The 21186-nt window shown below is 68.8% G+C and carries 21 protein-coding genes; 2 read left to right on the forward strand and 19 right to left on the reverse strand.

Going from position 1 to position 21186, the window contains the following annotated elements; genetic code table 11:
• Positions 1 to 64: 64 nt before the first annotated feature.
• From infB to tsaB, 18 genes are all read right to left on the reverse strand, one after another.
• Entirely contained in the window at positions 65 to 2659 is a 2595-nt protein-coding gene (gene infB / locus AAFN88_RS02690) for a translation initiation factor IF-2 (protein ID WP_347517985.1), read from the reverse strand.
• 5 nt (positions 2660 to 2664) lie between these two features.
• Positions 2665 to 3375 (reverse strand): RNA-binding protein, encoded by a 711-nt coding sequence (locus AAFN88_RS02695; RefSeq protein ID WP_347517986.1) that lies wholly within the window; start codon positions 3373 to 3375, stop codon positions 2665 to 2667.
• 10 nt (positions 3376 to 3385) lie between these two features.
• Positions 3386 to 5029: a transcription termination factor NusA gene (nusA, locus tag AAFN88_RS02700; RefSeq protein ID WP_347517987.1), complete on the reverse strand. Its 1644-nt coding sequence runs from the start codon at positions 5027 to 5029 to the stop codon at positions 3386 to 3388.
• A 30-nt stretch (positions 5030 to 5059) separates the two neighbouring features.
• Entirely contained in the window at positions 5060 to 5668 is a 609-nt protein-coding gene (rimP, locus tag AAFN88_RS02705; protein WP_347517988.1) for a ribosome maturation factor RimP, read from the reverse strand.
• A 216-nt stretch (positions 5669 to 5884) separates the two neighbouring features.
• Positions 5885 to 6592: a tRNA (guanosine(46)-N7)-methyltransferase TrmB gene (gene trmB / locus AAFN88_RS02710; protein WP_347517989.1), complete on the reverse strand. Its 708-nt coding sequence runs from the start codon at positions 6590 to 6592 to the stop codon at positions 5885 to 5887.
• 32 nt (positions 6593 to 6624) lie between these two features.
• Positions 6625 to 7797, reverse strand: coding sequence for a methionine adenosyltransferase (gene metK / locus AAFN88_RS02715; RefSeq protein WP_347517990.1), 1173 nt, complete (start codon positions 7795 to 7797; stop codon positions 6625 to 6627).
• 137 nt (positions 7798 to 7934) lie between these two features.
• Positions 7935 to 8408: a helix-turn-helix transcriptional regulator gene (locus AAFN88_RS02720; protein WP_347517991.1), complete on the reverse strand. Its 474-nt coding sequence runs from the start codon at positions 8406 to 8408 to the stop codon at positions 7935 to 7937.
• A gap of 107 nt (positions 8409 to 8515) precedes the next feature.
• Positions 8516 to 10126, reverse strand: a complete 1611-nt coding sequence (gene lnt, locus AAFN88_RS02725) for an apolipoprotein N-acyltransferase (protein ID WP_347517992.1) — start codon at positions 10124 to 10126, stop codon at positions 8516 to 8518.
• Complete coding sequence (locus AAFN88_RS02730) at positions 10123 to 11064, reverse strand: hemolysin family protein (protein ID WP_347517993.1); 942 nt, start codon at positions 11062 to 11064, stop codon at positions 10123 to 10125. Before AAFN88_RS02730 ends, lnt begins: the two co-directional genes overlap by 4 nt.
• The gene (gene ybeY, locus AAFN88_RS02735) at positions 11057 to 11620 is read right to left on the reverse strand and encodes an rRNA maturation RNase YbeY (RefSeq protein ID WP_347517994.1); all 564 of its coding nucleotides are present in this window, start codon (positions 11618 to 11620) and stop codon (positions 11057 to 11059) included. Before ybeY ends, AAFN88_RS02730 begins: the two co-directional genes overlap by 8 nt.
• A gap of 59 nt (positions 11621 to 11679) precedes the next feature.
• Positions 11680 to 12726, reverse strand: coding sequence for a PhoH family protein (locus AAFN88_RS02740; protein ID WP_347517995.1), 1047 nt, complete (start codon positions 12724 to 12726; stop codon positions 11680 to 11682).
• Positions 12723 to 14225, reverse strand: a complete 1503-nt coding sequence (gene miaB / locus AAFN88_RS02745; RefSeq protein ID WP_347521619.1) for a tRNA (N6-isopentenyl adenosine(37)-C2)-methylthiotransferase MiaB — start codon at positions 14223 to 14225, stop codon at positions 12723 to 12725. Before miaB ends, AAFN88_RS02740 begins: the two co-directional genes overlap by 4 nt.
• Before the next feature lie 70 nt (positions 14226 to 14295).
• Entirely contained in the window at positions 14296 to 15144 is an 849-nt protein-coding gene (locus AAFN88_RS02750; RefSeq protein ID WP_347517996.1) for a lysophospholipid acyltransferase family protein, read from the reverse strand.
• The gene (locus tag AAFN88_RS02755; RefSeq protein WP_347517997.1) at positions 15141 to 15992 is read right to left on the reverse strand and encodes a GNAT family N-acyltransferase; all 852 of its coding nucleotides are present in this window, start codon (positions 15990 to 15992) and stop codon (positions 15141 to 15143) included. The genes AAFN88_RS02750 and AAFN88_RS02755 overlap by 4 nt, the downstream gene beginning before the upstream one ends.
• Before the next feature lie 71 nt (positions 15993 to 16063).
• Positions 16064 to 16507 carry a Fur family transcriptional regulator gene (locus AAFN88_RS02760; RefSeq protein ID WP_347517998.1) on the reverse strand — a complete coding sequence of 148 codons (444 nt, stop codon included), beginning with the start codon at positions 16505 to 16507 and terminating at the stop codon, positions 16064 to 16066.
• Between the two features lie 161 nt (positions 16508 to 16668).
• Entirely contained in the window at positions 16669 to 17082 is a 414-nt protein-coding gene (locus AAFN88_RS02765) for a MucR family transcriptional regulator (RefSeq protein WP_193366688.1), read from the reverse strand.
• A gap of 206 nt (positions 17083 to 17288) precedes the next feature.
• Positions 17289 to 17810 carry a GNAT family N-acetyltransferase gene (locus tag AAFN88_RS02770; protein WP_347517999.1) on the reverse strand — a complete coding sequence of 174 codons (522 nt, stop codon included), beginning with the start codon at positions 17808 to 17810 and terminating at the stop codon, positions 17289 to 17291.
• A complete protein-coding gene (gene tsaB, locus AAFN88_RS02775) occupies positions 17807 to 18541 on the reverse strand; it encodes a tRNA (adenosine(37)-N6)-threonylcarbamoyltransferase complex dimerization subunit type 1 TsaB (protein ID WP_347518000.1) in 735 nt (244 codons plus the stop codon). The genes AAFN88_RS02770 and tsaB overlap by 4 nt, the downstream gene beginning before the upstream one ends.
• Before the next feature lie 77 nt (positions 18542 to 18618).
• On the opposite strand from tsaB, the gene ddpX reads away from it, so the two are divergent.
• The gene (gene ddpX / locus AAFN88_RS02780; protein ID WP_347518001.1) at positions 18619 to 19179 is read left to right on the forward strand and encodes a D-alanyl-D-alanine dipeptidase; all 561 of its coding nucleotides are present in this window, start codon (positions 18619 to 18621) and stop codon (positions 19177 to 19179) included.
• Between the two features lie 58 nt (positions 19180 to 19237).
• Here ddpX and AAFN88_RS02785 read toward each other — a convergent pair whose 3' ends face one another.
• Entirely contained in the window at positions 19238 to 19828 is a 591-nt protein-coding gene (locus AAFN88_RS02785; protein ID WP_347518002.1) for a malonic semialdehyde reductase, read from the reverse strand.
• A gap of 237 nt (positions 19829 to 20065) precedes the next feature.
• Between AAFN88_RS02785 and AAFN88_RS02790 the strand changes: the two genes are divergently transcribed.
• A complete protein-coding gene (locus AAFN88_RS02790) occupies positions 20066 to 21184 on the forward strand; it encodes a polysaccharide deacetylase family protein (protein WP_347518004.1) in 1119 nt (372 codons plus the stop codon).
• Positions 21185 to 21186: the final 2 nt, after the last annotated feature.

Here is a 21186-nt window from a genome sequence, read left to right on the forward strand (position 1 = left end):
TAGATGCCGGGACCAACTCCGGGCCTGGGCGGCCGGCGGCGTCTCCGCCGGCCCTGCCCGAGGCTTACAGTTCCCGGGCGACCTCTTCGATCTCGTAGCACTCGATCTGGTCGCCGACCTGGATGTCGGTGTAGTTCTCGAAGGCCATACCGCACTCGTAGCCTTCCTTCACTTCCTTCACCTCGTCCTTGAAGCGCCGCAGCGTCTTCAGCGTGCCGTCGTGAATGACCACGTTGTCGCGCAGCAACCGCACCTTGGCGCCGCGTTTGACCATACCCTCGGTGATCATGCAGCCGGCCACCTTGCCGACCTTGGAGTTCGAGAAGACCTCGCGGATCTCCGCATAGCCCAGGAAATTCTCCTGCTGCGTCGGCGACAGCAGGCCGCTCAGCGCCGCCTTCACGTCATCGACCACGTTATAGATGATCGAGTAGTAGCGGATGTCGACGTTGTCGCGGCGCGCCATCTGGCGGGCCTGCGGATTGGCGCGCACGTTGAAGGCGATGATCATCGCGCCGGTGGCGCCGGCCAGCGTGACGTCGGACTCGTTGATGCCGCCGACGCCGCTGTGCAGCACGCGCACCTTGACCTCGTCGGTCGCCAGCTTGTCCAGGGAGCTGATGATCGCTTCCATGGAGCCGTGCACGTCGGACTTGACGACGACCGGCAGCTCGGAGGCTTCGCCTTCCTTGATGCGGCTCATCATCTGTTCCAGGGTGCCCCGGCCGGTGGCGGCGATTTCCTTCTCGCGGCGGCTGCGCTGGCGGTACTCGGCGATCTCGCGGGCGCGGCCTTCGTCCTCCATGACCGTGAAATCGTCACCGGCCGACGGCGTTCCGTTGAGGCCCAGAACCTCAACCGGCGTCGCCGGTCCGGCTTCCTCGACCTGTTCGTCGCGCTCGTTGACCAGGGCGCGCACGCGGCCCCACTCGCTGCCGGCGACGAAGACGTCCCCGACCTTCAAGGTGCCGCGCTGCACCAGCACGGTGGCGACCGACCCGCGGCCGCGCTCCAGCTTGGCCTCGATGATGACGCCCTCGGCCGGGCGCGCCGGGTTGGCCCTCAGCTCCAGCAGTTCGGCCTGCAGCAGAATCGCTTCCTCGAGCTTGTCGAGGCCGGTCTTCTGCAGCGCCGAGACCTCGATGGCCAGGATATCGCCGCCCAGGTCTTCGGTGATCAGCTCGTGCTGCAGCAGCTCCTGCTTCACGCGGGCCGGATCGGCCCCCGGCTTGTCGATCTTGTTGATGGCGACGATGATCGGCACCGCGGCGGCCTTGGCGTGATTGATCGCCTCGACCGTCTGCTCCTTGATGCCGTCGTCGGCGGCCACGACCAGGATCACGATGTCGGTCACCGTGGCGCCGCGCAGGCGCATTTCGGTGAAGGCGGCGTGGCCCGGCGTGTCGATGAAGGTGATGCGGTCGCCGGAGGCCAGGCGCACCTGGTAGGCACCGATATGCTGGGTGATGCCGCCGGCTTCGCCGGCCACCACGTCGGTCTCCCGCAGGGCGTCCAGCAGCGAGGTCTTGCCGTGGTCGACGTGCCCCATGATGGTCACCACCGGCGGGCGCTGGGCCATGTCCTCTGGACTGTCGTCGGCGCCGCGCATGCCGATTTCCACGTCGGCGGCGGAGACGCGCTTCACCTTGTGGCCGAATTCCTCGACCACCAGCTCGGCGGTGTCGGCATCGATCGACTGGTTGATGGTGGCCATGACGCCCAGCTTCATCAGCGTCTTCACCACCTCGGCGCCGCGCGTGGCCATGCGGTTGGCCAGCTCCTGCACCGTGAGAATCTCGGGCACCACCACCTCGCGCACCACCTTCTGCGGCGGCTGGTGCGGCTGCTGGCCGCTGGCCGCGCGCATCTGCTTCTCGCGCTGGCGCTTCATGGCGGCGAGGGAGCGCTGGCGCCCTTCCTGGCCATCGAGCGCCTGGTTGATGGTCAGCTTGCCGGCGCGCCGGCGCGGCTCGCCGCGGCTGCGGCTCGGCGCCGGTTTCGCGGGGGCCACGCCGGTGCCCTTGCGGGCCTTGGCGCGGGCGGGCGCCTCTTCTTCGTCCTTGGCTTCCTTGGCCGCGGGCTTGGCAGCCGGCTTGGCCGGGCGCACCTCGGGCTCCTCGGCCGCCGGGGCGGGCTCGGGAGCCGCCGGCGCGGCGGCGGCGGCCGCAGCCTTACGGGCGTCTTCCTCGTCCGCCAGCTTGCGGGCGGCCTCTTCCTCGGCCTCGCGGCGGGCGCGCTCCTCGGCGGCGCGTTTGGCCTGCTCGGCGCGGCGCTCGGCTTCCTCGGCCTCGCGCTCCTTGCGGGCGGCCTCTTCCTCGCGGGCGACCTCCAGGGCGCGGGCGCGGCTGGCGCGCTCCTCGGCGGAGAGGTTGCGCTTGGGCGTCTTGTCCTCGGCCTCGGCCTCGGGCTGAACCGGCGGCGGCGTCTCCGCCAGCACCTTCTCCGCCTCGGCCGCCGCCTCGGTGACTTCCTTCATGCGGCCGGACGAGCCGCGCTCGAAGGTGCGGCTGCGCTTGACCTCGACCGTTACCGCCTTGGAGCGGCCATGGCTGAAGCTCTGGCGCACCTGGCCGGTTTCGACCGTTTTCTTCAGTTGCAGCTTCCCCGGACGGTTCAGCTTCAACGGCCGCTTGGCTTCTGTTTCTTCTTTACTCGTCATGTCCTCTAGCGCTCACCTTCGGTGGGGCGCCCAACCCCGGTTCCTTGATCCGCCGTACCGCGCAGTGCGGCAAGGCGCTGAATCTCTCTCGTCAAACTCTCGGCGAAGCGGCCCGGCGCGACAACGACGTGCACCGCCGCCTCGCGGCCGACCGCGGCCCCCAGTTCCGCTGCACCGCAGAACTCCATGATGGGGACCTTCGGACCAACAGCCCGCGCCAGGGCCCGGACCTTGTCCCGGCCATCGGCCGCGGCGTCGTCCGCCTGCACCAGCAGGGCGACCTCCCCGGCGCGCAGGGCAGATCGAACCTTTTCGAATCCCGCCGACACCGCGCCGGCGCGACGGGCCAAACCCAGCAAATCCAGGCACCGCTTCAGCAGCAGTTCCTCGACCCGCCGGGGCATATCCTCGGGCACACGAACTTGCCTCTTCGCCGCCTTGGCAAAGAGGTTCCGCGTACAGGCTTTGTCCATCATATCGCGGCGGGCCTGCAACCACAAACCCCGGCCGGGCAGCCGCCCGGCGAGATCCGGCACCACGACACCGTCCGGGCCGACGACAAAGCGCAGCAACTCCGCCTTGGGCAGCACCCGGCCGCTGGCAAGGCAGCGGCGCTCCGGCGCCGCCGGGTCCTGCCCGGCGCCGCGCCGATGCTTGGCCGCCCCGCTCTTGCGGGCCGGCTTCGCCTCCTGGCCGTGTCGCGCCGTTGCCGCCATTCCCGTCAGCTCAGTCCTCCGTCCCGGCGCCCTCGGCGCCCGTTTCAGCCTCGCCTTCCCCGGCGCCTTCTTCCTGGGGCTCGTCATCGAACCAGTGCGCGCGCGCCGCCATGATGATGGCGTTGGCCTCGTCCTGGGTCATGGCGCTGCCTTGCAGCACCCGATCGATCTCGGCTTCCTCCAGAGAGGCCATGCCTTCCAGGTTGTGCTCGCCGCGCTGGCTCGACAGGGCGAAGCGCAGCTCGTCGGCCGCCAGATCGGCCAGGTCGTCCAAGGTCTTGACCCCCTGCTCGCCGAGGGTCACCAGCATGGTCGGGGTGACGCCCTCCAGCTCGCCCAGCTCGTCGGAAACGCCCAGTTCGCGCCGCCGCTCCTCGTTGTAGCGGTCGACTTCCTCCAGGTGGGCGCGGGCCCGGGCGCGCAGCTCCTCGGCGACTTCCTCGTCGAAGCCCTCGATCTGCGCCAGTTCCTCGACGGGGACGAAGGCCACCTGCTCCAGAGCGGTGAAGCCTTCCGTCACCAGCAGGTGGGCAATGACGTCGTCGACATCAAGGGCGTCGATGAACATCTGCGAGCGGGCGCGGAATTCCTCCTGACGGCGGCGGGATTCCGTCTCCTCGGTCATGATGTCGATGTCCCAGCCGGTCAGGATGGAGGCGAGGCGCACGTTCTGACCGCGCCGGCCGATGGCCAGGGAGAGCTGGTCGTCGGGCACCACCACCTCGATGCGGTGGGCGTCCTCGTCCAGAACCACCTTGGAGACCTCAGCCGGGGCCAGGGCGTTGACCACGAAGGTCGCGGTGTCTTCGGACCAGGGGATGATGTCGATCTTCTCGCCCTGCAACTCGCTGACCACGGCCTGCACGCGGCTGCCGCGCATGCCCACGCAGGCGCCGACCGGGTCGATGGAGCTGTCGTAGGAAATCACGGCGATCTTGGCGCGGCTGCCCGGGTCGCGGGCCACGGCCTTCAGCTCGATGATGCCGTCGTAGATCTCCGGCACTTCCTGGGCGAAGAGCTTGGCCATGAACTGCGGATGGCTGCGCGACAGGAAGATCTGCGGGCCGCGCGGCTCCTCGCGCACGTCGTAGATGTAGGCGCGCACCCGGTCGCCGGTGCGGAAGGATTCCCGCGGCAGGGTCTCGTCGCGGCGCATCAGCGCCTCGGCGCGGCCCAGGTCGACGGTGACGTTGCCGAACTCGTTACGCTTGACGATGCCGTTGACCACCTCGCCGACGCGGTCCTTGTATTCCTCGTGCTGGCGCTTGCGCTCGGCCTCGCGGACCTTCTGGACGATAACCTGCTTGGCGGTCTGGGCGGCGATGCGGCCCAGATCGATCGGCGGCAGCTCTTCGATGATGAACTCGCCGACGTTGATCCCGTCCTGGCGCGCCTGGGCGTCCTTGGTCTGGATCTGGGTGAACTCGTTCTCCACCTCGTCGGCGACCTCGCGGTAGCGGCGCAGGCGGACCTCGCCGGACTTGCGGTCGATCTCCGCGCGAATGTCGTGCTCGTGGCCGTACTTGGCGCGGCCGGCCTTCGAAATAGCCTGCTCCATCGCCTCTAGAACCTCATCACGCTCGATCGACTTCTCACGCGCCACCGCATCGGCGACCTGGAGAAGTTCGGTTCGTGCAAGAGCGCTGGTATCCATAGCTCGTCTCGTTCCCAAGAAGTCTCGTTGTCAGTCCGTTTCGGCCTGGCCGTCCGCGGCAGCCTTGGGGCTGCTGGCGGCGATCAGGTCGTCGGTAATCACCAGTTTGGCCTTCAGCATTCCCTCGAAGGGCAGGGCGGTCTCGCCCTCTTCGCAGGCCAGCAAAATGTTCTCGTCACGCACGCCGATCAGGCGCCCGCGGAAGCGGCGGCGGCCATCGACCGGCATCTGCATCTCGACCTTCGCCTCGAAGCCGGCGAAGCGGTCGAAGTCGGCAAGCCGGGTCAGCGGCCGGTCCAGGCCGGGCGAGCTGACCTCCAGGGTGTAGGCGCTGTCGATCGGATCCTCGACGTCGAGGATCGCCGCCGCGGCGCGGCTGATCTCGGCGCAATCGTCCACGTTCATGCCGCCGTCGCTACGCCGCTCCGCCATGATCTGCAGAGACAGGCGGTCACCGCCGGACAGCAGCACACGCACGATGTCATAGCCCATCGCCTCGACCGCCGGGGCGATCAGGCGCTCGACCTCCGCCGCCTTGCCTTCGCTGGTCTTGGCGCTGGTCTTGCCGCCGGTCTTGGCGGGACCGCGGCCGCTGGTTTCGGCCAGCCCTGAGGAAGCCCCTTTCAAGGCTTGGGACACACCCGTCCTCCGCTCCAGGATTACGTAATAAAAAAGGCGGGCCAGAGGCCCACCGCTCGGTAGCCCGACGATATCTGTTACCCTGATACCGCCACCTTGACTGAGGCGGACTGTACGCCCGAAGCCCGCAGCCTGCAAGGCCTATCTCCGTGTCTCGCCGGGGAGCGGCGCAGGCAGATCGCGGCTTTCCGCGGGCAAGTTTAACCCGAAACCCGGTTACTCCGCGGCGCCCGACCGGGGCCGGCGCAGCAGACGCAGGTAAGCGGGGCGGCGGCCGGCCTTCAAGGCTTTGGCCTCATAGCGGGTCGGCGGCCAGTCGTCGGGCCGACGCCGCCAGTCGTCGGGGCCGGCGACCTGCCAGGCGAAGGCCGGATGATCGCTGAGCCGCTGCAGGGCCCAGGAAAGGTAGCCCGGATCGTCGGTGGCGAAGCGCAACTCGCCGCCGTCCTTCAGCAGCCGCGCCAGCAGATCCAGGGTTTCGCGCTGGATCAGCCGGCGTTTGTGATGACGGGCCTTGGGCCAGGGGTCGGGAAAGAGAATGAAGACCCGGTCGAGAACCGCGTCGGGCAGCCGCTCCATGAGGTCGCGGGCATCGCCGATGTAGAGACGCAGCGGCACTTCAGTGCCCTGCTCCTGGAGCTGGCCGAGCAGGGTGGCGACGCCGGTGACGAAGTACTCCGCACCGATGAAGGCGGTGCCGGGATTGTGGGCCGCCTGCCAGGCCAGATGCTCGCCGCCGCCGAACCCGATTTCCAGGAACAGCCTTTCCGGAAGCGGATCGAAGAGCATTCCCGGAGACAGCGGACGGCCGTCGGCCGGCAAGGCGATCTCCAGGCGCGGCAAGGCCGCCTCGAGCAGGGCCTTGCGCCCGGCGCGCAACGGCCGGCCCTGCCGGCGGCCGTAGATGTTACGCCGCGCCGCCATAGTCCCGCGATCCCGGAGAGAAGAGCCCCGAATCAGGCTCCGAAGGCGCTGCGCAGGCCGTCGACCAGATCCGTGCGCTCCCAGGAGAAACCGCCGTCCGGATCGGCCGCGCGGCCGAAGTGCCCGTAGGCCGCGGTCCGCGCGTAGATCGGCCGCGACAACTGCAGGTGCTCACGGATGCCGCGGGGCGAGAGGTCCATCATCTCCTGCAACGCCTTGGACAGCTTGTCCTCGTCCACCTTACCGCTGCCCTGGGTGTCGACGTAGACCGACAGCGGCTTGGAGACGCCGATGGCGTAGGACAACTGGATGGTGCAGTGATCGGCCAGATCGGCGGCCACCACGTTCTTGGCCAGGTAGCGCGCCGCGTAGGCGGCGGAGCGGTCCACCTTGGTCGGGTCCTTGCCGGAGAAGGCGCCACCGCCGTGCGGAGCCGCGCCGCCGTAGGTGTCGACGATGATCTTGCGCCCGGTCAGGCCGGTGTCGCCATCCGGGCCGCCGATGACGAAGCGGCCGGTGGGGTTCACGTAGAACTCCTCTTCCGGGCACATCCAGCCTGCGGGCAGCACGTTGACCACGTGCGGGCGCACGATCTCGCGCACCTCGTCCTGGTCCAGATCGCCGCTGTGCTGGGTGGAGACCACGATGGAGGTGGCGCGCACGGGCTTGCCGTCGACGTATTCCAGCGTCACCTGGCTCTTGGAGTCGGGGCCGAGGCCCGGCTCGGCGCCGGAGTGCCGCGCTTCGGCCAGCGAGCGCAGGATGGAGTGGGAGAGATGGATCGGCGCCGGCATGAGGCTCTCGGTCTCGCGGCAGGCGTAGCCGAACATGATGCCCTGGTCGCCGGCGCCTTCGTCCTTGTTGCCCGCGGCGTCGACGCCCTGGGCGATGTCGACGGACTGGGCATGGACGTAGTTCTCAACCATCATCCGGCTCCAGTGGAAACCGTCCTGCTCGTAGCCGATTTCCTTCACCGCGGCGCGCACGACCTGCTCCATGACCTCTTTGGTGACGTCCTCGGGGCCGCGCACCTCACCGGCCAGCACCACCCGGTTGGTGGTCGCGAGAGTCTCCACGGCGACGCGCGCATGGGGGTCGTGCGTCAGATAGGTGTCGACAATCGCATCGGAAATCCGATCGCAGACCTTATCCGGATGTCCTTCCGAAACGGATTCGCTGGTGAAGAGGTAGTTGCCGTTGCGCACTGCGATGCTCCCGCCGTTCGGGCCAAGGGTTTTGGACTAAGCCCGGTGGGAATAGCGACGCGCAAGCGCAAATGCAAGAACACTTGCACGCCGCTGCCAAACGAAAGGTTTTTCGATTCCGGGAAGTAAGGAGGCGCCTAGTCCTCGGGCTTCGGCACCATGGCGGCGCCGCTCGCCGCGGCCAAAGCTTTGGTCATCTCGAACAGGCGCTTGCGTACGCTGGGCTCGTCGATCTTGTAGTAAGCCCGCACCAGCTCCAGCGTCTCGCGCTTCACCATCGGATCCAGTTCCTGCTCGGGCGGCGGCTGATCGCGGCCCGGCGCCTGCGCGGGCGAGCTGGCCGCCACGTCGTCGGGCATCTCGTCGAAAAAGAAGCCGACCGGCACGTCGAGGACGCGCGACAGATCGAACAGGCGGCTGGCGCCGACCCGGTTGGCTCCCCGTTCGTACTTCTGAACCTGTTGAAAAGTGAGGCCAATGGCCTCGCCGAGCTTTTCCTGGCTCATGCCGAGAAGCGTCCGCCGTAAACGGACTCTGCTGCCGACATGAACATCAACCGGATTGGGTCCGCCAAGCGGGCGGTCACCCGGCGGCATGCCGCGTCGCGCCATCCGCATCTCACCTCATGTGAAGGATATAGTTAGAACCGTAGGACTAAAGGCATACCGATGTATGCCAACACCTAGTTGATTCGTCAAGCCCTAGAGGTCCTAAGCTATCAAATAAAACGCCGCGCCACAAATATAACACACGTAATGAAAAGCAGTTCAATCAAATACAATAGGTTACTCGCATAAGAATAGATCGTGGGCTCTATAGCAGCTTCGGGTAGGCTAACATCCAAAATACCGCGATCATTGAGATTGATTCGATCGATAACTCGCCCGTAGGAATCGATTACCGCTGAAATTCCATTGTTTGCTGCGCGAACTACCGGGAGACCTTCTTCAACCGCCCGCAGACGGGCGGCGGCAAAATGTTGGTATGGGCCGGAGGAATCGCCGAACCAGGCGTCGTTGGTGAGATTCAGCAGCCATCGCGGCCCCGGCGCCCCGGGCGCCTCCGGGCCCGGCTTCACCGCGCCGGGAAAGATGACCTCGTAGCAGATCAGCGGCGAGAAGGCCGGCAGGCCGGGCAGGGCGAGGGTTTGCGGGCCCGGGCCCGCGGTGAAATCGCGCGCGCCGGCGGTGAGCTTGGCGATCCCGAGCAGCGAGCGCAGCGGCGTGTATTCGCCGAAGGGCACCAGGTGCGCCTTGTCGTAGGTGGCGACGATCGCGCCCTGTCCGTCCAGGGCGTGCAGCGAATTCCAGATGTCGCCCTGAGGATCCTCCGGCGCCACCCGCGGCGCCCCGGCGATGAGATAGCCGCCTGGCGGCACGATGCCGGCCAGCTCCTCGCGCAGGCGCGGCTCGGCGGCCAGCAGGTAGGGCACCGCCGTCTCGGGCCAGATGATCACCGTGCGGTCCTCGTAGCCGGGCGCCAGCGACAGCTCGGCCTGAAGGCGCAGATTGGCGGCCTTGCGGTCGGCGCGCCACTTCAGCGCCTGGGGGATGGCGGGTTGCACCAGGCGCAGGCGCACATCCTCCACGACGGCGCTGCCCGGCGCCGGCGCGGCGGCGAGCCGCCAGGCCCCGAATCCCCAGGACAGCGCCGGCAGCAGCACCAGCAGCGCCACCGCGGCGAGGCCGCGCGGCGAACGCCCCCGCGGGTCGGCCAGCAGCGCCGGCGCCGCCGCCGCGGCGACGGTGATCAGGCTCAGCAGCCAGACCCCGCCGTAAGCGGCGAGTTGCAACGGCGCCGCCGAAAAAGCCCAGACCGTGCCGAGCAGATTCCAGGGAAAGCCGGTGAGGATCCAGGCACGCAGGCCCTCGCCGACCAGCCAGGCGGCGGCGAAAGCCAGGACTAGGGCGACGCCGGAAAGCCGGAAGCGCTCCCGCGCCAGCCAGGCGCACCAGAAGCTGAGCGCGGGAAAGAGCGCCAGGCCGGCGGCGAGGCCGGCCACGGCGAAGGGCATGACCCAGCCGAAGCGATCGGCATCGACCAGAAAAGCGATCCCGACCCAGTAGAGTCCGGCAGCGAAATGCCCGGTACCGAAAGCCCAGCCGGTCAGCGCCGCCTGACGGCCGCCGGAGGCACCCTCCAGCATCCAGAAGACGGCGACGAAGGCCGGCAGCAGCAGGGGAAAGAGATAGAAGGGCGGCAGCGCCGCCGCCGCCAGGGCACCGCAGAGCGCCGCCGCGAGCAGACGGCGCCAGCCGGCGAGGCCGCCCAGGACGTACGCCATCCGCAGCGGCCGCGCCGCCGCGGCCGCCTTGTCCGCGGCGATCATCGGCTCTCGCCGCCGTCGTCGGCTGGGCGCGAGGCGACGTTGCGCAGGCGCAGGCGCTTGACCCGGCGCGGGTCGGCCTCCAGCACCTCGAAGGTGATGCCGCTGGGCGGGTGCTTCACCAGTTCGCCGCGGTCCGGCACGCGGCCGGCCAGGGAGAACAGGAGCCCGCCCAAGGTGTCGATGTCCTCGTCGTGCTCCTCTTCGGAGAGCACCGGGCCGACCTTGTCCTCGAACTCCTCGATGGTCGTGCGGGCGTCGGCGATGAGACTGCCGTCGGGCCGCTCGATCAGCTTCGGGCCGACGGCGACGTCGTGTTCGTCCTCGATTTCGCCGACGATCTCCTCGACCAGGTCCTCGATGGTGATGAGGCCGTCGATGCCGCCGAATTCATCGACCACCAGCGCCATGTGGACACGCGACAGGCGCATCTCCAGCAGCAGATCGAGCACGCGCATGGAGGGCGCCACCACCAGTATGCGGCGCACCAGATCGACCAGATCGAAGGGCCGCGCGTCGGCGCCGTCCTTCATGTGGTGCAGCACGTCCTTGATATGGACGATGCCCACCACCTCGTCCAGGGTGTCGCGGTAGACCGGCAGGCGCGAGTGGCCGGCGCCGCTCATCAAGTCGATCAGTTCGTCGATCGGCGTGTCCAGGTCGACGGCGACGATGTCGGCGCGCGGCACCATGACGTCGTAGGCGGTGAGGTGGCGCAGGCGCAGGATGTTCGAGAGCATGACGCGCTCGTCGCTGGAGATCGGCTGGGCGTTCTCTTCTTCGCCCTCGACCTCCTTGATCTCGTCGATGATCTCTTCCAGGGTCTCGCGCAGGTGCGCCTCGCCCTGGCGGCCTTTCAGGAAGTTGCGGAAGCGCTGCCACAGCCCCGGCCCGGCATGGCCGTTGCCGCGTCCGACGCGGCTGCTGGAGGAATCAGCCATGACTTGCCTCCGGCGCGGCTTGCCCGGCCGTTTGGGGGGCGTAGGGATCGGCGATGTCCAGCGCGCCGAGGATCTCCCTTTCCAGGGCTTCCATCGCCTCCGCCTCCGCCGCGGTTTCGTGGTCGTGACCCAGCAGGTGCAGCAGGCCGTGGACCAGCAGGTGGGTGACATGGTCGGCCGGGCTCTTGCCCTGTTCGGCCGCCTCGCCCAGCACCGTTTCCCGCGCCAGGACGACGTCGCCCAGCAGCCGCGGCGGGCCGTCGGTCCCGGCCGCGCGCGCAGCGGGCGCCTCGTCCATATTGGGAAAGGACAGAACGTTGGTCGGGCGATCCTTGCCGCGCCAGTCGCGGTTCAGGATCCGCTGCGCGGCGTCGTCGGCAAAGACCGTGGAGATTTCCAGCGGACCGGCCTCCAGCAATGCGGGGGCCGCGCGTTTCAGGGCCGTGCGCACCGCCGTCCTTGCCCGCAACTCCAGGTCGCCGACGGCATCCAACCAGGCCGGGTCGGTGACCGACACGGCGATTTCCAAGCTACTACTTCCAGGGTCGTCGCTCATGGTTCCGCGGAGCGCGGGACTGCCGGGGCGCCGCCTGCGGAAGGCGCCGCCCAAACGGACTATTTGTCCCCGCCGAAGAGGTCTCCTTCTCCAGTCTTGCCAGCATCATGGGCAGCATAGGCGCGCACGATCCGAGTCACCAGGGAATGTCGCACCACGTCGGCCGCCGTGAACTGCACGAAGGCCACGCCGTCCATATTGGCCAGGATGTCGGCCGCCTCGCGCAACCCCGAAGGGGCGCCGCGCGGCAGGTCGATCTGCGACAGATCGCCGGTCACCACCATGCGGCTGTTCTCGCCCAGGCGGGTCAGCGCCATCTTCATCTGCACCGGCGTGGTGTTCTGCGCCTCGTCGAGGATGATGAAGGCGTTGGACAGGGTGCGCCCACGCATGAAGGCGAGGGGCGCCACCTCGATCTCGCCGTTGGCGATGCGGCTGGCGACCTGATTGGCCGGCAGCATGTCGTAGAGCGCGTCGTAGAGCGGGCGCAGGTAGGGGTCGACCTTTTCGTGCAGGTCGCCGGGCAGGAAGCCCAGGCGCTCGCCCGCCTCCACCGCCGGGCGCGAGAGGATGATGCGCTCCACCGCGCCCTCGATCAGCATGGAAACGGCCATGGCCGCGGCCAGGTAGGTCTTGCCGGTGCCCGCCGGGCCGATGCCGAAGACCAGCTCGTGGCTGCGCAGCGCCTGAATGTAGGACTTCTGCCCCGGCGAGCGCGGCGTCAGGCGGCGCTTTCGGGTGCTGATCGCCAGGTCGTCGGCATGGATGGCGCGCACCGCCTCGTGGCCGCTCTCCTCAGCCGGCGCCTGGGTGGCCATGCGGACCACCGCGTCGACCTCGCCGTCGCCGACGTCGAGCCCCTTCTTCAGGCGCTGGTAGAGCGCCGTCAGGGCCGCGTTCGCCACCTCGACGGACTCCGCGGGGCCGGAAATGGCCAGGCGGTTGCCGCGCGAGGCCAGGCTGACGCCGAGCTGCTGTTCGATGCGCAGCAGGTTCTGGTCGTGCTCGCCGTAGAGCAGCGGCAACAGAGAGTTGTCGTCGAACTGGATGTAGGTCGCTTCGCCGGCCTGGCCTGACGTGACGCCGGGGAGACTGTCCGAGCTCAAGCTGTGATCCTTGCCGTGGAGGCCGTGGGAGCCATGGGCGATTTGGGGCCCGGGGAAAGCGGAGAGGCCGCCGCCTCGTCGACGCCCCCCGCGCCGCCGACCCCCGCGCCGACGATCGGCCGGCCGGTCAGACTGTTGGTGTGGGCGGCGTCGATACGTACGGGCATCACGGTCCCGGTGAGGCGCCGCAGCGCCACCTCCGGCACCGCGACGTGCACCGCCTGCATGTAGGGGCTGCGCCCGACCAGTTGGCCCGGCTTGCGGCCGGGGCGCTCCAGCAGCACCGGCAGGTCGCGCCCCACGCAGGTGGAATTGAAGGCCAGGGCCTGTTCGCCCAGCAATTGCTGCAGCCCGGCCAGACGCTCGGCCTTGACCGCTTCGGAAAGCTGGGCCTCCTCCACGGAGGCAGGGGTGCCGGGGCGCGGGCTGTACTTGAAGGAATAGGCCTGGGCGTAGCCGACCTCGTTCACCAGTTTCAGGGTGGCTGCGAAGTCTGCCTCGCTCTCGCCGGGGAAGCCGACGATGAAGTCGGAGGACAATGCCAGGTCCGGCCGCGCCTTGCGCAGCCGCTCGACGATCTTCAGATAGTCCGCCGCGCTGTGGCGCCGGTTCATGGCCGCCAGAATGCGGTCGGAGCCCGACTGCACCGGCAGGTGCAGATAGGGCATCAGCTTCTCCACCTCGCCGTGGGCGGCGATCAGTTCGTCGTCCATGTCGAGGGGGTGTGAGGTGGTGTAGCGCAGGCGCGTCAGGCCGTCGATCTCCGCCAGGGCACGGATCAGCCGGCCCAGCGACCAAGTGCGGCCGTCCCCTGAAGCCCCTGGTGCTTCGCCGTGGTAGGCGTTGACGTTCTGGCCCAGCAGGGTGATTTCCTGCACCCCCGCCGCCGCCAGGCGGCGCGCCTCATCAAGCACCGCCGCGGCCGGGCGCGAATATTCGGCGCCGCGGGTGTAGGGCACGACGCAGAAGCTGCAGAACTTGTCGCAGCCTTCCTGCACCGAAACGAAGGCCGCCGCCCCCTGGGGAACGGTTTCTTCGGGCAGATGGTCGAACTTGGATTCCTCGGGGAAGTCGATGTCCAGCACCCCGCGCCCGCGCCCCTCGTGCTTGGCGCCGGCCCGCGCGGTCTTGGCCACCAGCTCCGGCAGGCGGTGATAGGTCTGCGGCCCGAAGACCAGGTCGACCTGCGGGGCGCGGCGCAGGATCTCCTCACCCTCCGCCTGGGCGACGCAGCCGGCCACGGCCAGCAGCATCTCGCCGCCGGCCTCCGCGCGCTCCTGCTTGAAGACGCGCAGGCGGCCGAGCTCGGAAAAGACCTTCTCCGCCGCCTTCTCGCGGATATGGCAGGTATTGAGGATCACCATGTCGGCGCCGCGCGGGCTGTCCACCGCCTCATAGCCGAGCGGCGCCAGCACGTCGGCCATGCGCGTCGAATCATAGACGTTCATCTGACAGCCGTAGGTCTTTATGAACAGCCGCTTCTTCGCCTTGCCGTCCATCCGCTCCGTCACCTTTGCGCCTTCCCGTTCCCTTGCCATCGGCATTCCAACTTTCAACCGCTCCACCCCGTCACGCCGCCGTCACGGCGCCCTGCCCGGACCCGCCGGGGGCGGGCAGCGCGGGCTGGCGCTGCCCGGCGAGGGCCGCCGCCACGCCGCGCGCCACCACTCCATAACAATGATCGCTCAGGGCCTTGCGCGATCCGAACTGATCGATCGTCACCGGCTCGTGGAACTCCACCACCACCGTCACCCGGCCCAGGCTGATGGCGTGCCAGAGGTGGTTGCCCAGTTCCATATCGCCGTACCAGGCGAAAAACGGCCTTAGATAGCGGCCCAGGGGCAGTCCGTCGAGTCTTGTGTAGCTGACCGACACCGGCTGCACGGTCAGGGCCTGGCCGTGCGGCCGGCGCTCCGCGACCGAGAACAGCGCGCTCTTGAAGGCCAGGATCCCGTTGCCGTCGCCCGAGGTGCCCTCGGGAAAGAGGATCAGGTCGTCGCCCGCGTCCAGCCGGCGGGCCATCTCGTCGCGGTGCTCGGCGGCGCGCTGTACCCGGCGCTCCACGAAAACCGTCTCCTGCAGCTTTGCCAGCCAGGAGAAGAACGGCCAGGTCGCGACCTCGGCCTTGGCCACGAAGGAAGCCCTGAGCAGCGCCCCCAGAACCTCGATGTCCAGATAGGACACGTGGTTGGCGACATAGAGCGTCGGGTGCCGGCGCGCCCGGCGGCCATGGCATTCGATCCGGATGCCGAGGATCCGGCAGGTCTGCCTGTGGTACCACTGCGGCAACCGCTTGCGCAGCGGCCAGGCCAGAGCCACGGCGAGCGACTGGACCGGCATCAAGGCAAGGGTGAGGCCGGCGTAGGCCAGCAGGCGGACAAGGGCGGTGGTCGGCGAGCCGATGCTGGGTGCCGTCATGCCCCTCCACCAGATGCTTTGCCGTCGCCGTCCGCGCCACCGGCCTGGTCGTCGCGCGTGTAGTGGCGACGGTATTTCTCGGTCACCAGATCGGTCTTCACCACGATGCAGACGTCGGTGGTGCCGAATTCCCAGTCGACCACGGCGCCGTCGCCGACGAAGCCGCCGAGGCGCAGGTAGCCCTTGATCAGCGGCGGCAGCGCCTGGCGCGCCCGGACGATATCGACTTGTTCGGGCGGCAGCAGGTCCATGGCGACATAGCGATCGGCCACCGCGCGGGCGCGCAGCGCCGGCGGGGCCAGGTGGTGATGGTGGAGATAGGCCAGCGGCATGCGCAGCTCCTGCGGGTCGGTCCCCGGCAGGCTGGCGCAGCCGAACATGATGGAAATGTCGTAGTAGAAGACGTATTCGGCGATGCCGCGCCACAGCAACTGCATGGTGGCGCCGCTGCGGAAGGTCGGGTCGACGCAGGACCGTCCCAGTTCCAGGATCTCGCCCGGATAGGCCGTCAGGTTGTCGATCTCGTATTCGTCGCTGGAATAGAACTGGCCGCGCCTGGCCGCGCCCTCGCGCCGCATCACGCGGTAGGTCCCGACCACCGCGCCGGGGCCGCTGCCGCGGTCTTCGTCGAAGACCAGCAGGTGATCGCAGTAGTCATCGAAGGAATCGAAATCCCGCCGCGCCGCCGCCATCTCCGGCGTCGGCTTGGCGGCCATGCTTTCGTAGAACACACGATAGCGCAGGGCCTGGGCGGCGCGGATCTCGGCCGCGTCCTCGGCCAGGCGGATACGCAGGTTGCCGACGGCGACGTCGACGGGGCGGTCCGATTTCGCTTCCGCGAGACTCATATTGCTCCCTTCCCGAAGTCCCGGCCTCAAGGCGCCGGATGCCGCCCCTTCACGGGGTGACGCTGGGGACCTCAGGCGTTGTTGCCGGCTTTACCGTCTTCGTCGCGCTTGTCGATCCGCACGCCGTAAAGTTCCAGGCGGTGATCGACCAAGCGGTAGCCCAGCGCCTTGGCCACCTCGGCCTGGAGGCGCTCGATCTCCTCGTTGGAGAACTCCACGACTTCACCGGTCTTCACGTCGATCAGGTGGTCGTGATGCTCTTCGGGGCGCTCCTCGTAGCGGGCTCGGCCATCGCCGAAGTCGTGCCGCTCCAGGATGCTGGCCTCCTCGAAGAGCTTGACCGTGCGATAGACCGTGGCGATGGAGATGCGCGGATCGCGCTCGATGGCGCGCTGATAGACGAGTTCCACATCGGGATGGTCCGTCGACTCCGACAGCACGCGCGCGATGACGCGGCGCTGCTCGGTCATCTTCAGACCCTTTTCGACGCACAGCTTTTCCAGGCGATCGCCCATAACCGAAACCAAGCCCTGTCATACCCTATCTAAGCGTCCTGACGGCCCGCCGCGCGGGGCGCGTCGGACCGAAACCCGGATTATAACGGAAAAAGCGCCGCCCGCCTAATGGCGGAGGCGCCGTTCTCCGTCGCCGCCCCACTGCCGGGGGGCGCTATCGTTCATCCCTTGCGGCGCGCGCGCGTCCCCAGGCCGATCTGCTTGGCCAGCTTGCTGCGCTGCTTGGCATAGTTCGGCGCCACCATGGGATAGTCGGCCGGCAGCCCCCAACGCTCCCGATAGTCTTCCGGCGACATATCGTAAGCGGTCTTGAGGTGCCGCTTCAGCATCTTAAGCTTCTTACCGTCTTCCAGGCAGACGATGTATTCCGGGGTGACCGATTTCTTGATCGGCACCGCCGGGGAAGGACGCTCGGGCTCCCGCTCCCGCGTCGTCCCGACATTGGAAAGCGTTTCGTAAACGTCGCGTATAATCATCGGCAGGTCCGCGACCGCGACAGAATTATTGGAAACATGTGCTGCGACGATGTTTGTCGTCAAAGAAAGCAATTCGCTTTGCTTCGCTTGATCGGACATTGACCTATTCAACTCCTCGAAATCCCTGTGGCTTATATAAAAACTCCACAAGCAAGAATCAACATTATTGAACAGAAAAAACAATAGTCAGAAACAGCAAAAATGCCTTTTAGTACTGTAATCGGCCTAATTTCACTCGCCTTCATTTAGTTAGAAATGCTTCGCAAAAACTCCCGCGCATTACCAAAACCGCCGCGCCGGGCCGCTCAGCGGGCGCTGGGAGGATTTTCCGGGCCCTCCAGATCGCGCGCGAGGACCACGGCATCCAGGCTCCCGTCGCCGGCCAATCGGTAATAATTCCTACGCCGGCCGGCCTCAGCGAAGCCGGCGGCGCGGTAGAGCGCCTGGGCCACGGCGTTGCTCTCCGCCACCTCCAGGGTCATCCGCCCGGCCCCGCGGCGCGCCGACTCCGCCAGGGCGGCCTGCAGCAGGCGGCCGCCCAGCCCGCTCCGGCGGCGCTCCGGCAGCACCCCCAGGGTCAGAAGCTCGGCGTCGTGGAAGAGCACCTGGGCCAGCAGGAAACCCGCCGGTTCCCTGCCCTCCGGGCCCTCCGTCGTCGCCAGCAGGCAGAACGCGCCCGGCAGGGCCATGACCTCGGCCAGGGAGCGCGCGCTCCACGGCGTCCCCGCGAAGGCCCCGCCCGCCGCGGGATCGAAGCAGCGGCGGTACAACTCGGCCAGCAACGCCACATCGCAGGGACCGGCCGGCCGGATCGTGGCGGCCGTCACGCCGCCGGGTCCCGGCCCGCGCCGGACGGCGGCTTGGGCGGGGTCACGTCCGGCGGGCGCAGGTAGACGGGCTGCACCGGCCCCGCCGCCGCCGGGTCGCGCAGCGCCGCGCGCTCGGCCAGCAAAGCCGCATCGGCCGGTCCCGCGGCGGCGGCCAGCACCGCATCGCCCTGTCCGGCCGCCTGCAGCGCCGCCAAAGCCCGCGGCGCCACGTCGCCGGTCAGCACCAGGGGCCCGCCGCCGGGGGGCAGGGCCGCCGCCAGATCGGCCAGCGCGGTCTCCAAGGGCGACCCGATCTCCGCGAGTGCCTCGTCGAAAAGCTGGGCGAAAACCTCGTTGCGCTTGGAATCGAGCACCGCCAGGACCCGCCGGCCGGCGCGCTCCGGCGCGCTCGCGGCCGCCGCCGCCACCTCGAAGGAGGAGACGCCGATCAAAGGCAGGCGGCGGGCCAAAGCCAGGCCGCGCGCGGTGGCAAGGCCGATGCGCACCCCGGTGAAGCCGCCCGGGCCGGTGGTCACCGCCAGGGCATCGAGCCCGGAGAAGCCGCCGCCCCATTCGTCCATCACCTCGCCGATCATGGGCACCAGGCGCTCCGATTGGCCGCGCGCCATGGCACTGAAGCGGCGGGCAGCGATGCCGCCTTCCGCCCAGAGCGCCACCGAGCAGGAGCCCCCTGCCGCGTCCATGGCCAGCAGTGCCGACACCTCGGTCTTCGTGGCGCCTTCCTTCATCGCGGACTATCCGGAGCGCCGCGCCGCGTGCTAACAGGAGCGCCGACCCGATCGCCTTTGCGGAGACCCCTTCCTCCATGAGCCTCGTTTCCCTGCACACGCCGGATTTCGATCTGGACATCGCCTTGGCCTACGCCACCCAGGACAACGTCACTGGCAAATGCATCTATGCCCGCGCCGAGGCGCAGCTCCACCCGGAGGCCGCGGCGGCGCTGCAACGCGCCTGCGCGCTGGCCGCGCCGCTCGGCCTGCGGCTCAAGATCTTCGACGCCTTCCGCCCGGTGGAGGCGCAGTGGCGGCTGTGGGAGGTCTTCCCCGATCCCGAATTCGTCGCCGACCCGCGCGTCGGCTCTTGCCATTCGCGGGGCATCGCCGTCGACCTGACGCTGGTGGAGGCGGCCGGCGGCAAGGAGCTGGACATGGGCACGCCCTTCGACGACTTCACCGCCGCCTCGCACCATGCGCGCAGCGACCTGCCGGCGGAGGTGCAGCGCAACCGCGCCCTGCTGCTGGGCCTGATGACCGCGGCCGGATGGGACTGGAACCGTTTCGAATGGTGGCATTATCAACTCTTCGAGCCTCAGCGCTTTCCTCTGCTGACCGACGCCGCCGCGCCACGCCCCCTCATGGCCGCCTGAAGTGCGCAGAGCGGGCATCCGCCGCAAGCCTATCCCCGGGTTATAGCGCCGGGCCGGGTTATAGCAACCGGCAGGCCTCGTCGAAGTCCAGCCGTGCCGCGCGCGGGCGCAGCGCCGCGGGATCGCCGTGACCCAGGTTGCACAGGAAGTTGGAGCGCCAGGTGGTGCCGGCGAAGAAGGCCGCGTCGACCTTGGCGCGGCTGAAACCCGACATGGGCCCGCAGTCCAGCCCCAGCGCGCGGGCGGCTATGATGAAGTAGGCGCCCTGCAGGCTGCCGTTGCGCATCGCCGTTTCCTGGATCAGCGCCTCCTTGCCGCCGAAGATCTTGGCCCCGTCGCGGCGCGGCGCCAGCTTGGGGAGCCACTCGTAGAAGGCCAGGTCGTAGGCGATGATGGCGGTGACCGGCGCGGCCATGGTCTGCTCGACGTTGCCGGCGCTGAGGCAGGGGCGGAGCTTCTCCTTGGCCGCCCCGCTGCGAAGGAAGGCGACCCGCAGCGGACAGCCGTTCATGCTGGTCGGCCCCATCTTGGCGAGATCGTAGACCGCTTCCAGGAGCACGTCGCTGACCGTCTCGCCGCACCAGGCCGTGTGGGTGCGGGCTTGGCGAAAAATCTTGTCCAGGCCGGTATCGCTCAAGAATTCGTTCACAGCCTTATTCCTTTCTTAAGCTCCACTCGCCACGCTCTGCACGCCGCGGTTGCCGCCGGCCGCCCCGGAGGCCCCAAGGGTGAGGAACCGGCCCCGGGATCGCGTCGGACCGGCCCAGCTTGGCCGCCGGCGCCGGGACCGGCAAGTCCGCCCTGCCGCGCCGGATCGCCGGGCGCGGCCGCCAGGGCAGTGCCAGCCAGGACAAGTCGCCCAAAAAGGCCGACGGAGAAAGCAGCCATGCGACGCATCGTTCACAGCCACGCAGCCCAAGCCCAGGCGCGCCGCCTGGCGCCTGCGCTTTGCCTGATGGGAACGCTCTGGCTGGCGGGAACGCTCTGGCTGGGCGCCACGCCCCTGGCGGCGGCCCAAGAGGCCCCCTCACGGCAGTCCGCCGACAGCGGTGCGGCGGTCCTGATGTACCACCGCTTCGGCGAGGACAGCCTGCCGTCCACCTCGGTGCGCCTGGAGCAGTTCGAGGCCCACTTGGCCGAACTGACTTCGGGCAGGTACCGGGTCCTGGCGCTGCCCGACATCCTGGCGCGGCTCGCCAGCGGCGCCGCCCTGCCCGAACGCAGCGTCGCGATCACCATCGACGACGCCGCGATCTCGGTCTACCGGGAGGCCTGGCCGCGCCTCAAAGCGGCCGGACTGCCGGTCACCGTCTTCGCCTCCACCGAGCCGTTGGACCTGGGCCTGCCCGGCTACATGAGCTGGGCGCAGCTGCGCGAGATGGCCGCCGACCCGCTGGTGACCATTGGCCATCATGGCCATGGCCACGCCCACATGGCCTGGCAGAGCCCGGCCGAACAACGCGCCGACCTGGACCAGGCCAGCCGGCGTTTCACGGCCGAGCTGGGCGCGGTACCGACCATCTTCGCCTATCCCTATGGCGAGGCCAGCCTGGCGCTGCGCCAGGTCGTGATCGACGCCGGCTTCACGGCGGCCTTCGGCCAGCACTCCGGCGCCCTGGGCGAGACGAGCGACCGTTTCACCCTGCCGCGCTTTCCGCTGAACGAGGCTTACGGCGACATGGACCGCTTCCGGCTGGTGACCAACGCCCTGCCGCTGCCGGTGGGCGAGATCACCCCGGCCGACATGAGCGTCGGCGAGGCCGGGCGGAATCCGCCCAACTTCGGCTTCACGGTGACCGCGGACCTGGGCAACCTGAGCGGCCTCGACTGCTTCGCCTCAACGGGCGCGCCGGAGGTCATGAAGCTGGATCAGCGTATCGAGCTGCGCTTCGCCGCGCCGCTGCCCGCCGGGCGGGTGCGCATCAACTGCACCCTGCGCGACGCCAGCGGCCGCTGGCGCTGGTTCGGAACCCAGTTCGTGGTGGCGAAGGCCGCGGCGCCCTGACG

The sequence above is a fragment of the Pelagibius sp. CAU 1746 genome (genome assembly GCF_039839785.1).
Classification (GTDB): domain Bacteria; phylum Pseudomonadota; class Alphaproteobacteria; order Kiloniellales; family Kiloniellaceae; genus Pelagibius.

Coding starts and splice junctions, on each gene's coding strand:
- lnt (WP_347517992.1), bottom strand. CDS start 10,126: ATGATCGCCGCGGACAAGGCGGCCGCGGCGGCGCGGCCGCTGCGGATG.
- infB (WP_347517985.1), bottom strand. CDS start 2,659: ATGACGAGTAAAGAAGAAACAGAAGCCAAGCGGCCGTTGAAGCTGAAC.
- AAFN88_RS02720 (WP_347517991.1), bottom strand. CDS start 8,408: ATGGCGCGACGCGGCATGCCGCCGGGTGACCGCCCGCTTGGCGGACCC.
- AAFN88_RS02750 (WP_347517996.1), bottom strand. CDS start 15,144: ATGACGGCACCCAGCATCGGCTCGCCGACCACCGCCCTTGTCCGCCTG.
- AAFN88_RS02790 (WP_347518004.1), top strand. CDS start 20,066: ATGCGACGCATCGTTCACAGCCACGCAGCCCAAGCCCAGGCGCGCCGC.
- AAFN88_RS02765 (WP_193366688.1), bottom strand. CDS start 17,082: ATGTCCGATCAAGCGAAGCAAAGCGAATTGCTTTCTTTGACGACAAAC.
- miaB (WP_347521619.1), bottom strand. CDS start 14,225: ATGGACGGCAAGGCGAAGAAGCGGCTGTTCATAAAGACCTACGGCTGT.
- ddpX (WP_347518001.1), top strand. CDS start 18,619: ATGAGCCTCGTTTCCCTGCACACGCCGGATTTCGATCTGGACATCGCC.
- AAFN88_RS02760 (WP_347517998.1), bottom strand. CDS start 16,507: ATGGGCGATCGCCTGGAAAAGCTGTGCGTCGAAAAGGGTCTGAAGATG.
- tsaB (WP_347518000.1), bottom strand. CDS start 18,541: ATGAAGGAAGGCGCCACGAAGACCGAGGTGTCGGCACTGCTGGCCATG.
- AAFN88_RS02695 (WP_347517986.1), bottom strand. CDS start 3,375: ATGGCGGCAACGGCGCGACACGGCCAGGAGGCGAAGCCGGCCCGCAAG.
- trmB (WP_347517989.1), bottom strand. CDS start 6,592: ATGGCGGCGCGGCGTAACATCTACGGCCGCCGGCAGGGCCGGCCGTTG.
- AAFN88_RS02730 (WP_347517993.1), bottom strand. CDS start 11,064: ATGGCTGATTCCTCCAGCAGCCGCGTCGGACGCGGCAACGGCCATGCC.
- ybeY (WP_347517994.1), bottom strand. CDS start 11,620: ATGAGCGACGACCCTGGAAGTAGTAGCTTGGAAATCGCCGTGTCGGTC.
- AAFN88_RS02755 (WP_347517997.1), bottom strand. CDS start 15,992: ATGAGTCTCGCGGAAGCGAAATCGGACCGCCCCGTCGACGTCGCCGTC.
- nusA (WP_347517987.1), bottom strand. CDS start 5,029: ATGGATACCAGCGCTCTTGCACGAACCGAACTTCTCCAGGTCGCCGAT.